Source organism: Nocardia sp. GP40 (assembly GCF_050434125.1).
Taxonomy (GTDB): domain Bacteria; phylum Actinomycetota; class Actinomycetes; order Mycobacteriales; family Mycobacteriaceae; genus Nocardia; species Nocardia albiluteola.
On record NZ_JBNPVW010000003.1, the window covers coordinates 312,317 to 326,148 of the forward strand.

Genomic DNA, 13,832 nt, shown 5'->3' on the forward strand with positions numbered 1-13,832 from the left:
GCCGAGTCTATTCGCGAGTCACCCGGTCGACGACGTCACGAATCGCCTGGACCACCGGCTCGGGTCGGGTGAAGCACAACTGCCGGTGGCCGACGCCCGAGACGACGCGATGTTCCCCGGACGACACCGCACTCACCACCGCCTCGGCCATCCTTCGCATCCCCGCGTTGATCGCGCGCATCGCCGGCTCCGGCATCGCTCCCAGCGGGCCGGGATCGATGCCCTCCACGGTCAGCGCGACCACCGGCACATCGGGAATGTCCGCCCCAGCGCGCAGCTCCACGGTGAGTGCGGCCAAGCTCCCCCGCTCGACGGCCGCGACCCGGAGCCATTCGTCACCGACATGGGCATCGATCAGCGGCTGCCGCATGTGCTCCGGGAATTCCGCCAGCAGTTCGACGAACATCTCGCGGAGGGCAGGGCGGATCCGCTCGGGATCCGGTGCGGTCTGCTGGACGACCGAGCTCGCCGCGGGCATGACGTTCTCCCAATCGCGGTGGAAGCCGTCCACCCAGACCAGCCCGGCCACTTCTCGCGGGTACAACTGCGTGAACCGATGCGCATAGGCGCCGCCGAGAGAGTGCGCGACCAGGATGTACGGAGCGGCGAGGTCCTGGGCTTGCAACAACTCGTGCAGTTCCGTCGCGACCGCGGCGGCGGTGCGCGGCAGCGGAACCGGATCGCTGTACCCGGTGCCGCCACGGTCGTACACCACGGCGGTGCTGAACCGCGAAACCCCTTGCTGGACAGCGAAATAGTCCAGGCCGACCGCGCCCGAGCCCGGCAGGAACACCACTGCCGGACCGCCGCTGCCCAGCCGATGCACGAAAACCCGGCGGCCATCGACCTCCTGGAACCCGCCGACCGGCGGGGCGGGGCGGGCTGGGGAAACGATGTTCTTCGTCATGCGGCAAGCCTGCAACCCCGACGCTGCGTCAGGGTCAAGCGTTCATCCCGCGCGGGTCAGCCGAAGACCCGCACCGGAACGTCGTCGGCCCACGGCTGCCGGGTCACCATGTCGGCGACGCGCACCTCACCGCTCTCGAATTCGCCGGTGGCCGCGTCCACCAGGCGGTAGCGCTGGGTCTGACGGTGGATGGGCTGGGCGTCCAGCAGCACCACGCGCACCTCGCCGGGCTCGAAGCCGCAGCGCTCGTGCAGGGCGGCGATGAGCTGTTCGTTGTGCAGGTGGCCGTCGCCGAAGTTCCAGCCGACCGCGGTGGCGCAGATCCGCTCGCCGTCGGTGACGACGTACTCGGTCTCCTCGGCCCCCGCCATGGCCCGGTGCGCCAGCGTGAACAGCGCACGGCCGTGAGTGTTCATGGCGCGGAAGGCATATCCGAGATACATCAGGATCGGCATGCGGTCCTGGCCGTAGACGCGCTCGAGCTGCGCCTGCGGCATGCTGGCGATGGCCAGGATGTTGGCGTTGATCTTCGCCGTGGCCGAGGGTTTCACGCACCAGAGCGTGGTGTCCCAGTTGCCCGCGTAGTACCGCATGCCCGGCAGGAAGGAGACCTTGCGCGGGAACAGGTTTCCCGTCACCACGGTCCCGGCGACCACCAGGAACAGCAGGATGACCGGCACCGGATGCACCAGCGGGCCCAGGCCCCGCTCGGCGTGCGCGACAAAGAGACTCAGCACGCCGAAGATCATGAAGACGTTCCATTCCAGCGGCACGCCCATCGGGATCGCGGTGAGAATGCCGAGATGGAAGCACACCATGACCGTCGCCGCGATGGCCGTCGGCAGGCCACCGTGCGAGAAGAACAGCACGACGGGCACGCACAGCTCGACGGCGGTGGCACAGTGCGCGACGATCCGCGAGGGACGACCGGGCCGAAGATCGTCGGGGAAATGCTCGAAGAACATGCGCTTCAACGACTTTCCCCGCAGCAGGGGATTGTTGGACATCATCGTCGAGATCACGAACGGGAAGTGCCGGTTCAGCTTCGAGACCGCCGGCCCCATCCAGATCACCAGGAACACCAACTTGGCCGCGACCAGGGCGTCCGCGCCGAACAGGAAGCTCAGCGTCAGCGGCGCGTACACCTCGCCGCGCGCGGCCAGGAATATCGTCTTGTCGCGCAGGCCCAGCACCGCGAGCAGCGCCAGCACGAGCACGATCTCCCAGGCCGGCAGCAGCCCCACCGTGGTGTGCAGCGCGGGCAGCGGTCCGGCGCCGCTGGAGAACAGCGCCACCGCCGTGGCCACCAGCAGCGCCGCGTACAGCCCGACGTCCACCGGCGTGCGGTCGGTTCCGGCGGTCAGCGGGATCCGCGGCCAGGGTGGCAGCCGAATGGTCTTGGGCCGCAACCAGTACAGGATCGATCCGAAGGGCGGCAGGTAGCGGTTGTTCAGCGGCCCGAATCCGCAGCCGAGCCTGATCACCTCGACCAACAGCGTGTACAGCACCGCCTTCTCGAAGACGATCGGCTCCGACCACCAGCTGCCGACCCGGAGGAATCCGTCGATTCCGGTGGTGGACAGCATGATCAGCCAGCCGCCCAGGATGTACAGCGCGATCTTGCCGACATAGAACACATGCATCACCACGGGCGTGCCGAATCCCACCTCGGCCCAGTGCCGCGCCATCGGCTCGATTCGCTCGCCGCGCGTCCCCTTACTCCACTCCGCCATGTCGACCACCGGCAGATCCGGTTGCAGAAACCCCATCGCACACTCCCGTTCGATACCGCCCGGACCCGAACTAGAACCGGTTACAGGCCTCGTCACGGTGACACGCTCCCGGTGTGCTGTCAATCACAACGGGTCCTCGATCGGCGTGTAGCTCGTCCCAGATCTACGAGTCGCGGCTGCTGCGACTGGGCAGCCCGCTGTTCCACTTCGGCATGCTCGGCGTCGTCGGCGGACACGTGCTGGGAGTGCTGATTCCGCAATCGTGGACCGATGCGGTCGGCATCTCCGAGGAGCTGTACCACGTGGTCGCGGTGTCGGCCGGTGCCGTGGCCGGGGTGGCGGTGATCGCCGGCATCGGCCTACTCTGGGGCACCTACAACTATCGCCAGACCGTATCCCCCTGGTTCCGAAGCCTTTTCACCCCACACCCGCAGCCCGAGCTGATGGTCGGCACCCCTTGGACGTTCCAGCTGCACGGCCTGGTCGTCCTCACCCTGATCGCGCTGTGGCCCTACACCCGCCTGGTGCACATGTTCAGCGCACCGATCGGCTACCTGTTCCGGCCCTATATCGTCCACCGCGCCAAGCAGATCGACGCCGCCGACAAGCGTCGTTACGCCAGCGCATGGGACTCCCCGGTCGTCCCCCCGGCCGGACGCCACTGAGCCGCAACGACATCCGGCCCGCATGGGTCGCACGGCCCGAATCCCTTGGTGCGCAGACCCATCGCCGGTCCAGTGTGCCGCCAATCACACAACCCCCGCTCTCGCACCGCTTGAGCGCGCCCCTGCGGGTCCGTATCGTCTTCTAGTGAAGACGATACGTCTTCCGACGCATACGACACTGTGGTCGCTGCATCTTCACCAAACCTCACGTGGAACCAGGGGTGTCCCATGTTGGTATCGCAATACTTCGACCAATCCGTCCGCGTCGATTCCGTACCGGCGTCGTCGGTACCGGACGCGATCGACGCACAGGCATCGACGCCGGTCGCGGTCTACGCCCGGGCCCTGCGTGGGCTGCGCGGCAAATCCAAGAACATCGGCCACGAGCTCGACCAGCTGGAATTCGGCCGGCTCGTCGCCGAAACGCTCACCGGCGTCCAGACGGAACTGCAACTGCCCGAGGGGCATTTCTCGGTGGATACGTCCGGGGAGCCCCTGCTGGTCACCGAGGGCACCGGTTCGCACTGGGTGATGCCGACCAATTTCGAGAACGGCGCGTACTTCTCCACCCCGCACGCCGATCACCAGTACGGCCTGACCGCCACCCAGCTGCCACGGATCCATATCGGCAGATACGTCAAATTCGGCAAGGGCGCGGGGGTGAACGCCGGCGGCGACATCATCATCGGCGACGGCTCCTGGCTCTCCCCCGGCAGCCTGCTGCTGCGCCAGGACCACACCGCGTACGGCCGGCCGTCGGTGGGTTCGCGCACGGTGGCGATGACCCGTCAGCCGGGCATTCGGATGGGCGAATTCTCGTGGGTCGGGCGCGATGCGATGGTCGGCTGGAATTGCGATTACATCGGGGCGGGCGGCATTGTCGGCACCCGCTCCTTCGTGAACAGCTGGGTCGGTGACCACGCTATCGTCGGCGATCACGACCGGATTCTGCAGTATCAGCCATTCAAGGCATTCCTGGCCGACCGCTACCATCCGACGGTCGAGGAGACCCTGCGCATTACCGATTGGCACCGGATCGACGAGGACTGGCGCGTGGTCCACGACCGGACGCGCACCTCCCTGCGGGGCCCGGCGTTCGACCCGGATCTCGCGTCCTGGCTGCGGGATTCGGTTGGCGCGAGCTACCGCGCCCTGGTGGTCGAGCCGCGGTCGCTGTCGTTCCTGGAGCTGCTCGACGGCGCCCGGGTCGATATCGCCTCGAGCGGTACCGCACTCACGCCGTACATCCTGCAGTGGGCGATGGACCACCGCAATCGGCGCATTCGCGTGCGCACCGATCTGGACGGCGCCTCGCTGCCGCTGGAGACCTCCGGAAATCAGCACTATCTCAAGAAGGTCGGGTACGACGTCATCGTGTACGAATACGACGAATCGGCAACGGCGTTGCCGCTCACGGAAATCCAGCGACCGCTCGCCGCGGGTGGGCTGCTGATCACCGACGAGGCCGGTGCGGCCGAATCCGGCGTGCCGGATCGCCTGGTCGAGATCAAGGAGATCGCGTTCGGAGGGAAATCGCTCAAGGTATTCGAGAAGAAATGACCGCCCTGACTCTGCACGAATATTACGACCGCGCCTCGCGTCCGCCGTTCCTGCCGGACGCGACGGGCACGGCCCAGGTCTACTGCTTCGGGTACACCCACCGAACCGTGAACGACGCGCCGATCGATCGAGGCCGCATCGACTTCTACTACAAGGGCCCCGGCGGCCTGCTGGTCTGCGACGGCGAACAGCTCTGGGCCGCAGACGCAATGGTCGCCGGCGGCATCGAGGTCGAATACTGCGCGATCTACACCATCGACGAGGACGGCATTCCCGTCTATCGGGGCTACGGTCTGGCCGACGATTTCTCCGATGTCGGACTGCGCAGGCGGTACGCGAATCTGGCGGGCCTGTCCAAGCTACAGCCGACGGCGATCTCCGCGGAGATCGTGCCGGGCGATATTCCGGTACACAGCCGGGTCCGCGCCCGGATCGAGCGCGGCGGCGCGGTGGTCTGGTCCCGCGAGGGGATGCTGGGCTCGGGGGCGATGCTCTATTCGCGGCGCACGCTCGAGCGGCTCCTGTTCGGCCGGGACGGGATCTTCGAACCCGGCATGGTGGTGTACCTGCTGATCGGGTCGTGCATCAGCTCCTATCGGGACGGCGTGGTCCTGGAGTCCGGCGACCGCATCGTCATGGTGGACGAGGCCAGCGGGTTGTCCCTGTCGAATACCTTCTCCACACTCTGAGTTCCCGCGCGTGACGCCGGGCATGCGACACTAGGGGCGGCCAGCACATCGCGCCGTTGCGAATTCCGGGAGCCCGAGACCGACAATGGAACCTGTGACGAGTTCACCGCCCGTGTCCTTCGCCGATCGGCTCAATCAGCTGCTCGACGAGCGGGCGGCCCGCACCGGCGTGGCAATGTCCCTGTCCCAGTTCGCCGCCGACCTGCAGGCCAGGACCGGGGTCATCCTGAGCAAGGCGTACGTCGCCGCGCTTCGCAAGGGGCAGGCCCCGGAACCGCGCCTGGATGTCGTGCGCGGGCTCGCACGATATTTCGGCGTCAAACCGGCCTATTTCCTCGACGGCACCCCCGATCTGCCCGAGGAGATCCCGTCCGATCTGGCGGCCGCGATGCGGCGCTCGGGGATCCGCCAGATCGGTTTGCGGGCAGCGGGTTTGAGCGACGAGTCGTTGCGGCACCTGATCGGCATCGTGGACAACATCCGGGCACTCGAGGGCCTGCCGCCCCATCCGGGCGACACCGATTCCTGACTCACGCCGCGGCCAGCGCCCCGTACAGCCGCTCCTGCGCCGAGCGCCCGGCCCGCCCCGAGCGCCGATAATGCCCGGCCGCGACCAGATATCTGGCGCAATCGGCGTGGAAATCCTCGTAGGAATCCGAGAGCACCGGCGTCTCGACCCCCTCCGGCCCCACCGGCGGACGGCTCTTGCGGCGGCGCAGCAGAATCCAGACGTCGGACAGATAGGCGACCTGCCGCACGAGCTGCTGATTTACCCGGCTCGGCGTCAGCAGGTCGGCGGGCCGCAGGCACGGACACGATCCGAGCCCGGGAAAACAGCGGCGACCGGCGAGCGTGATGCGATTCAAGCGCAGGCAGGTCAGCGTGTCACGGACGTAACGATGCGCGGTCGACAATGGCGCGGCGAATACCACGGCCGCCACATAGCAAATGGCCCCCGCCGCGTGCGCCATTGTGGGCAGCAATTCCCAGCTCTCCGGATTTCCGATGGGCAGGATCAGCCCCAGCGCGAGCAGCAATCGACAGACCGCGTAGCTGCCGATTCCGGCCGACCCTGCGACCATCATGAGCAGCGCCGGCATCGCATCGGTTCGCCGCAACTGGCGGATCATCGATATTCCGGTGGCGATGACATACCCCTTCGCGACCAGCATCGGAAACGCGTAGGCGATAATATATAAATCGCCCGGCACGGAACCTCGAATCCACAGCAGGTAATTCTGCTCGGGCGGGCCTGGATACAGGTACGCGAAGGCGCCCAGCAGCACCGCCACGCTCGCCACGAAAGGCAGCGCCAGCACGATCCGGTGTATTCGGCCAAGCGATCCGGCCCACCAGGTCCGCACCACGACAACCGTGCTGAAATTCCAGGCCAGGCAGGTCAGATGCGCGCACAGGCAGGTCAGATGCCGCACCCCCAGCAGGTCGTCCGTCGAGGCCAGATACATGCCGGCCGCCAACTGATAGAACGGCAACCCGAGCAACACCGTGGCCAGCAGCAGCGTCGTGTCGCCCCCGCGCCGCGCGTGCACGGCCGTGTACAGCCCGCCCGCCGCGAAAAACACCGCGGCCGCCTCGTACCAGGCGAAATGGACGCCGTTCGAGGCGCTCAGCATCGGCGCGACCGATCCAGGCTCGCCGCGATCCGCCGCGCCGCGGCCGATGGCACCCGCTGATAGCCGCCCGCCTGCCGGGTCAGCAGTTCGCTCTGCAGCATGCGAGCGAACAGTTCGGCATCCTGTTCCCGGGCCGCCTGCCCCGATGTCCGGCACCGCACCGGGACGGTAGGCACCATCGCCGCCAGAGCAGGGGTCATGCCGTGTCCGAGAACAATGTGACCCAATTCATGACAGACGATATGATTGCGATGCGCCGGGGAGGCGTGCCGGTCGACGAGAATCAAGTCACGATCGTCGAGTTCGAACCATATTCCGAATATTTCGGTCTCCGCCAGATCGCTCGGCGCGACGACGATCTCGCGACCACGCCCGACCGCGGCAGCCTCGATACATTCGGCCAGCGTGACTGCACCCTCGACACCGGCGAACAATACCGCGCATGCCGCCCTGACATCGGCATTATCGCGCCGTGATCGCCTGCGATTCCACGATATCAACCGTCTCCTCCCCGGGCCCGTTCCCCTTTCCTGCAGATTAGCAGCAGACGACTACCGTCGCACCCGGGCAAAGTCGATCGGGGTTGATTGCTGCAATCGCGCGGCTACTGGCCGGGCATCGGCCCGTGCCTGACAATTCGCCTCACTCGGGCGACGGAGATCCGGCCTCGACATTGTCCAGAACTACACCCAGCAAACCCGGGAAACGATCGTCGAATTCATCTCGACGTAACCGAGCGGTCTGTTGCTGCCCCTGGTGCGACCGCCGGATCAGTCCGCACTCCCGCAGTACCCGGAAGTGATGGGACGCATTCGACTTGCTGATGCCCACGGCGTCATAGATCCGGTTGCACTCCATCTCGCCGTGGCGGGCGAGTAGGGCGACGATCCGCAGGCGCAGCGGATCACTCAGCCCGTTCATGGCATCGGCCAGGCTCACGGCGGCCAGGTCGGCGTGCAGGACATCGCGCATGGTCGCCATCATACCTTCCAATAGTTCAATGACCGTTGTACCGTTTGACTCATGAATCCACGGATCTACCTCCTCGCCTTCGGCACCTTCACGGTGGGTACCGAGGGCTACGTCATCGCGGGGGTCCTCCCGGCCGTCGCACACGACATGCACACATCCGTCTCGGTCTGCGGGCAGCTCGTGACGGTGTTCGCCCTGGTGTACGCGCTGGCGGGGCCCGTGCTGATCGGCACCTTCCACCGCGTGCCGCCCAAGTGGCTGCTCGTCGGCGCCGCGCTGGCCTTCGCGGTCTCCAACGCGATCGCCGCCGTCGCAACGGATTTCGCGCTGCTGACCCTCGCGCGGGTGCTGGCCGCGCTCAGCGCCGCCCTGTTCGCCGCGCCCGCCGCCGCCACCGCGGCCGCGCTGAGCCGGCCCGAGGATCTTCCGCACGCCATCGCTATCACCGCGAGCGGAAATGCCTTGGCGCTCACCCTCGGAGCCCCCATCGGCACGGTCATCGGCGCCGAGCTCGGCTGGCGCGGAGCGTTCTGGTTCGTGACCGCGCTGGCGCTGCTCACCGCCGTGGGCGTCGCGGCGTGGCTACCGGAGGTGCCGACGCCGCCCGCGCAGACCGGACGGCTGAATCTGTTGCGCAGCCCGGCAATTCGCTGGGGCCTGGTCACCACGTTCGGCATCTTCCTCGCCGCCTACTGCACCTACACCTACCTGTCGCCGATCGTCGGGCGGGCCACCGGCATGGGCAGCACCGGGGTGGCAGTGCTGATGGTCGTGTTCGGCGCGGGCGGATTCCTGGGCGGGCGCACCATCGGACGCATCCTGGTCCGCACCCCGATCGCCACGGTCTTGCGCACAGTCCTGGTGATCATGACGATTCTGCTCGCCCTGATCGCCGTTTTCACCGGCGCGCACGTCCCGGGCCTGGCCGAGGTCGTGTTCTTCCCGTTGCTGTTCCTGCTGGGCATGTCGTGGTGGTCCGGCGGCATCTCGCAACAGACCCGCATCGCCGCGCACGCCCCGCTGCAGCGCTCCCAGGCCCTGGGCCTGCACTTCTCGGCCCAGTTCCTTGGCGTGGCGGTGGGCGGCGCGCTCGGCGGCGCGGCCCTGTCCGCGGGCGGTCCGGTCGCGGTGCCCGTGGTCTCCGCCGTCATCGCGCTGGTGTCCCTGGTGTCCGTCCGGCTCACCGTCCCCATGGTGCCGGTCCCACTCCCCGCGTCCGTCACCACTCAACCATGATGATCGCGCCATCCGGATGCCCTGCTACACAAGGCATCCGGCACGGTCACCCACGCATGCAGGATCCCGCGCCCGTGGCCGCACATCCCTGACGCGACACCCGGATGCCCTGCCGCACACGGCATCCAGCACAGCCGCTCGCGCCACGCGGGATCCGGTACCCGCCGCTTCCCCTCTCCGACCCGATATCCGGATACCGATGCTCGCCACCGCTCCTCCCCGGCGTGCCATCCGGATACCTTGCCGCACAAGGTATCCGGCCCGCCTCCGTCAGGGCAGGAAGATCGCGCGGTCCGGTTCCGGGATCCAGCAGTCGGCGAGGATGTCTCCGTTGTAGTTCTCCCGGACGTGGTCGATCAGGTCGGGTAGGGCGGGGTGCGGATCGGTCGTGGACCACAGGAGTGCGTGCGGATAGGCGGGGGTGGGGTTCAGGACCGGGAGGCGGCGGATGTGGGGGTGCCAGGGAAAGGTGACGCTGTCGGCGCAGAACATCGAGAGGGTGTCCGAGGCGGCGATGCGGTCCAGGACGGCGATCTTTCCGGCCAAACCACGCGCGGCGGGCCGGTCGTCCTCCCGCTCGGGCGCGCCGCCGGGGGTGCGGCCGGTCAGGATCGTGATCGCGGTGGAGGCGGTCAGCTCCCGGTAGAAGTCGGCCCATTCCGAGGGGATCGACGCGCCGGGCGCCCACGACGGGTACGGCACGATGTCCGCCGGGGTGATCGACGGGCGGCCCGCGAGGGGATGATCCTTGCCGACCAGCAGGTGAAACGGGTCCACGAAGGCCGGGGTTATGCCGATTCCGGCGGGCAGCGGGCGCGGTCCCCCGTGCGGGCGGGCGAACGCGGCGTCCACCCGCCCGTTCAGCAGGGCGTCGCGGCTGGACCGGAACGCCGTGCCGATCACCAGCTCGATATCGGCGTCGGGCCGGCGATCCAGGTAGTACCGCACCGAATCCGCCTGCCGCTGATCCTGCACGGCCACCCGCAGCGCCCTCCCCGCAGGCCGCGCGGCGGCCAGGGTCTCCCCCGCCACCGCGAGCAGCGAGCGCGCGTATGGCAGCACCTTCGCGCCCGCCGCGCTCACCACGCTCCCCGAGGGCGTGCGGTCGAAAAGGCGCACCCCGAGCTGGCCCTCGAGCTTCGCGATACGCTTCGACACCGCCTGCTGGCTGATGCCCAGGAGGTCGGCGGCGTAACCGAACTGCCCCTCGTCGGCCGCGGTGACGAACGCGCGCACCGCCGCCAGATCGAGCTCCGCCACATTGCCTCCTCACGCCGATGAGTTGTGCAGCTTAGCGCGCCCGAATCCCCTCGCCGCACCGGCCACTGCGCACTCGGACGACCAACGAAGTCACCCGGCCACCGGCCCGAACACCGACCGTTCCCGCATCCGCGCGACCGACGAAGACACACGTCGACAGGTCCGGACGCGGTTCGGCAAGCGGGTTCGCACCGCGCAAATATCGGGCGCCTCCACCGGTCGGCCTCGAGCACCCGGGCGGCGCTGATTCGGGGGCTCATCACCCGTCCAGCGAACGACCAACACAACCATCGGTTGTGCGACACGACAAGTCGGTTGTTTGCGCGCCCCGCCCCACCCGACTTTGATCATCTCCCATGGCATTCGGCACCACAGTCCCGCGACGCGGCGCGCAACGACGGTCACTCGGCAGGGAATTCCGCTGGCTCTGGGCCGCGTACGCCGCCAGCGCCTACGGATCCGGCTTCGGACTTGGCGCGTTCTCGATCATCGCGGTCCTGGCCCTGCACGCGGGCCCGACGGCGGTGTCCGCGCTGTCGGCGGCGGGCCTGGCCGTGGGCGCGGTGCTCGCGGTGCCGCTGGGTCCGTGGGTAGAGGCGCACCGCAAGCGGCCGGTGATGATCGCGATGGATCTGACCCGGTTCGCGGCGATGGCGAGCATCCCGGCCGCGTACGCCCTGGGCGTCCTGACCTATGTCCAGGTGCTGACGGTGACGATCGTGGTCGCCGCCGCCAAGATCGCGTTCAACGCCGCGAGCGGCGCCTACCTGAAATCGCTGGTGCGCAGGGAGGATCTGATCGTGGCCACCGGGCGCTTCGAGGCGACCAACTGGACCTCGGTCACCCTCGCGCCCCCGCTGGGCGGCGCGGCGATCGGCGTCTTCGGCCCGGTCGTCACGATCGCGGGCGACGCGATCAGCTATCTGCTGTCCGCGCTCGGGATCTCCGCGATCGGCGGCGGCGAGCCCCGGCCCGCAGCCCCGACCGGCCGGATGCGCGCGTCGGATGTGCTCGACGGCTGGCGGCACATCCTGTCGCATGGGTCGCTGCGCCCGCTGCTGTTCAATTCGAATCTGTGCAACGGGTTCATCATGGCCACCGAGCCGCTGATCGCCCTGCTCATGCTCCGTCAGCTCGGCTTCCCGCCCTGGCAGTACAGCCTGGCCTTCGCCGCGCCGTGCGTCGGCGGGATCATCGGCGCCCGCGCCGCCGCCCCGCTGGTGGAGCGATTCGGGCGGCACCGGGTGCTGATGGTCTCCGGCGTGTTGCGCTCGTGCTGGATCCTGGGCTGGGCCTTCGTGCAGCCCGGCATCCCCGGCCTGGTGCTCGCGATCGCCGTGCAGTTCGGCCTGGTCACCTCGTGCGGGGTCATGATTCCGGTGTTCGCGGCCTACCGGCTCGAGCAGACCCCGAAGGAACTCGTGGCACGGACCCTGTCGTCCTGGTCGGTGTCCAGCAATCTGACCATCGCCGCCCTGACGGTCGGCTTCGGACTGCTGGCCTCGATCGTCGGCGTGCGCACCACGATCGCGGTAGCCGGGATCGCCATGCTGTTCACCCCGCTGCTGCTGATCCCGGTGCGGGCCACGCCCGCGCCCGAGCTGGAATCGGTGCCCGAACCGGAACCCGCGCCCAGCCGGGACTGACTGTCCGGTGAGTGAAAAAGATTGCCTGGCACCGTTCTTGGCGGTGGTAGAACCGGATTGATGCGGACCCGGCCCCGGATCGCACGGGCCGCGAGACGCCACGTCCGCACGCACTCACTCCGAGGAGGGGCGATATGACAGCGCAACAGGACGACGAAATCCGCCGGATCGAAGCGCAGGCGGCGCCGACCCGGTTCGCGCGGGGCTGGCACTGCCTCGGGCTCGTCCGGGACTTCGGAGGCGGCAAGCCGCACTCCATCGACGCGTTCGGCACCAAGCTCGTGGTGTTCCGGGGCGGCGACGGCAAGCTCAACGTGCTGGACGCGTACTGCCGCCACATGGGCGGGGACCTGTCCGACGGCGAGATCAAGGGCAACGAGGTCGCGTGCCCGTTCCACGACTGGCGCTGGGGCGGCGACGGCCGCTGCAAGCAGATCCCGTACGCCCGGCGGGTGCCGCCGCTGGCCCGCACGCGCGGCTGGACGACGCTGGAACAGGACGGCATGCTGTTCGTCTGGCACGACCCGGAGGGTTCGAAGCCCTCGGTCGACATCCCCCGCATCGAGGGCGCGGGCAGCGACGAATGGACCGACTGGCACTGGTACACCACGCTGGTGCACACCAACTGCCGCGAGATCATCGACAACATCGTGGACATGGCGCACTTCTTCTATATCCACGGCGCGCTGCCCACCTACTTCCGGAACGTCTTCGAGGGCCACGTCGCCACCCAGTACTTCGACGGCGGCTCGCGCGAGGACCTGGCCCCGCCGGGTTCGAAGATGCTCGGAAGCACCTCCGTCGCATCGTATTACGGCCCCTCGTTCATGATCGACGACCTGACCTACCACTACGAGGACGGAGACCAGCAGACCGTCCTGATCAACTGCCACTACCCGGTCGACGCGAATTCCTTTGTGCTGCAATACGGCATCATGGTCCGCAAGTCCGAGCACCTGCCCGAGGACGAGGCGATGGCCACCGCGATCGCGCTCGGGGACTGGGTCAAGCTCGGCTTCGAGCAGGACGTGGCGATCTGGAAGCGCAAGGCGCGCATCGACAATCCGCTGCTGTGCGAGGAGGACGGCCCGGTATACCAGCTGCGCCGCTGGTACGAGCAGTTCTACGTGGATGCCGCCGATGTCACCCCGCAGATGACCGACCGCTTCGAATTCGAGCTGGACACCACACGTCCGCTCGAGGCCTGGAACCAGCAGGTGCGCGACAACATCGCCGCCCGCGAGGCGGAGACGGTCTAGATCGAGTGTCTGCGGGCGGCTACCCGCCCGCAGACGCGGCGCTTCAGCCGGAATGTGTTCCCACTGTAGGCAATACCGCGAATCGGCACCGGGCGCCTCGGGCATGCCGTGCCCGCGGATCTTCTCCGATCCGTACCGGGCCATGACCCCGACGATCAGGCCGCCGGCGATCGGTGCGAGAAGTATGAGCCACCACGGGTGATGTTGTGCCCCGGGAGCCACGATCGAGGTCGAGAAACGCTGATAGAAAACGAGATTCGTGATGATTCCG

The 13,832-nt window shown here is 68.0% G+C and carries 14 protein-coding genes; 8 read left to right on the forward strand and 6 right to left on the reverse strand.

The features are described 5' to 3' along the window. Positions 1-7: 7 nt before the first annotated feature. Complete coding sequence (locus ABH933_RS10525) at positions 8-907, reverse strand: alpha/beta fold hydrolase (RefSeq protein WP_429416497.1); 900 nt, start codon at positions 905-907, stop codon at positions 8-10. Positions 908-963: 56 nt separating this feature from the next. After that, positions 964-2,676, reverse strand: coding sequence for a DUF3556 domain-containing protein (locus ABH933_RS10530; protein ID WP_429416500.1), 1,713 nt, complete (start codon positions 2,674-2,676; stop codon positions 964-966). A gap of 77 nt (positions 2,677-2,753) precedes the next feature. Between ABH933_RS10530 and ABH933_RS10535 the strand changes: the two genes are divergently transcribed. The 4 genes from ABH933_RS10535 to ABH933_RS10550 all read left to right on the forward strand — a co-directional run bounded on the left by ABH933_RS10535 (position 2,754) and on the right by ABH933_RS10550 (position 6,083). After that, on the forward strand, positions 2,754-3,305 hold the full coding sequence (locus tag ABH933_RS10535) for a respiratory nitrate reductase subunit gamma (protein ID WP_429416503.1): 552 nt from the start codon (positions 2,754-2,756) through the stop codon (positions 3,303-3,305). A gap of 228 nt (positions 3,306-3,533) precedes the next feature. Then, entirely contained in the window at positions 3,534-4,865 is a 1,332-nt protein-coding gene (locus tag ABH933_RS10540) for an acyltransferase (RefSeq protein WP_429416506.1), read from the forward strand. Continuing rightward, entirely contained in the window at positions 4,862-5,554 is a 693-nt protein-coding gene (locus ABH933_RS10545; RefSeq protein WP_429416509.1) for a hypothetical protein, read from the forward strand. The genes ABH933_RS10540 and ABH933_RS10545 overlap by 4 nt, the downstream gene beginning before the upstream one ends. 94 nt (positions 5,555-5,648) lie before the next feature. Continuing rightward, positions 5,649-6,083, forward strand: a complete 435-nt coding sequence (locus tag ABH933_RS10550; protein WP_308166787.1) for a helix-turn-helix domain-containing protein — start codon at positions 5,649-5,651, stop codon at positions 6,081-6,083. Position 6,084: 1 nt separating this feature from the next. On the opposite strand, the gene ABH933_RS10555 is transcribed toward ABH933_RS10550, so the two are convergent. Beyond that, entirely contained in the window at positions 6,085-7,188 is a 1,104-nt protein-coding gene (locus ABH933_RS10555; protein ID WP_429416513.1) for a hypothetical protein, read from the reverse strand. Next, the gene (locus ABH933_RS10560; RefSeq protein WP_429416516.1) at positions 7,182-7,475 is read right to left on the reverse strand and encodes an ImmA/IrrE family metallo-endopeptidase; all 294 of its coding nucleotides are present in this window, start codon (positions 7,473-7,475) and stop codon (positions 7,182-7,184) included. The genes ABH933_RS10555 and ABH933_RS10560 overlap by 7 nt, the downstream gene beginning before the upstream one ends. On the opposite strand from ABH933_RS10560, the gene ABH933_RS10565 reads away from it, so the two are divergent. After that, positions 7,392-7,664, forward strand: a complete 273-nt coding sequence (locus tag ABH933_RS10565; RefSeq protein ID WP_429417817.1) for a hypothetical protein — start codon at positions 7,392-7,394, stop codon at positions 7,662-7,664. The genes ABH933_RS10560 and ABH933_RS10565 overlap by 84 nt on opposite strands. 166 nt (positions 7,665-7,830) lie before the next feature. Here ABH933_RS10565 and ABH933_RS10570 read toward each other — a convergent pair whose 3' ends face one another. After that, on the reverse strand, positions 7,831-8,160 hold the full coding sequence (locus tag ABH933_RS10570; protein ID WP_429416519.1) for an ArsR/SmtB family transcription factor: 330 nt from the start codon (positions 8,158-8,160) through the stop codon (positions 7,831-7,833). A 51-nt stretch (positions 8,161-8,211) separates the two neighbouring features. Between ABH933_RS10570 and ABH933_RS10575 the strand changes: the two genes are divergently transcribed. Beyond that, entirely contained in the window at positions 8,212-9,396 is a 1,185-nt protein-coding gene (locus tag ABH933_RS10575; protein WP_429416522.1) for an MFS transporter, read from the forward strand. A 270-nt stretch (positions 9,397-9,666) separates the two neighbouring features. Here the strand turns inward: ABH933_RS10575 and ABH933_RS10580 are convergent, their stop codons facing one another. After that, on the reverse strand, positions 9,667-10,656 hold the full coding sequence (locus ABH933_RS10580; protein WP_429416525.1) for a LysR family transcriptional regulator: 990 nt from the start codon (positions 10,654-10,656) through the stop codon (positions 9,667-9,669). A gap of 356 nt (positions 10,657-11,012) precedes the next feature. Here ABH933_RS10580 and ABH933_RS10585 point away from each other — a divergent pair, with 356 nt between their 5' ends. Next, a complete protein-coding gene (locus tag ABH933_RS10585; protein WP_429416528.1) occupies positions 11,013-12,302 on the forward strand; it encodes an MFS transporter in 1,290 nt (429 codons plus the stop codon). Positions 12,303-12,436: 134 nt separating this feature from the next. After that, positions 12,437-13,561 (forward strand): Rieske 2Fe-2S domain-containing protein, encoded by a 1,125-nt coding sequence (locus tag ABH933_RS10590; protein ID WP_429416531.1) that lies wholly within the window; start codon positions 12,437-12,439, stop codon positions 13,559-13,561. Positions 13,562-13,832: the final 271 nt, after the last annotated feature.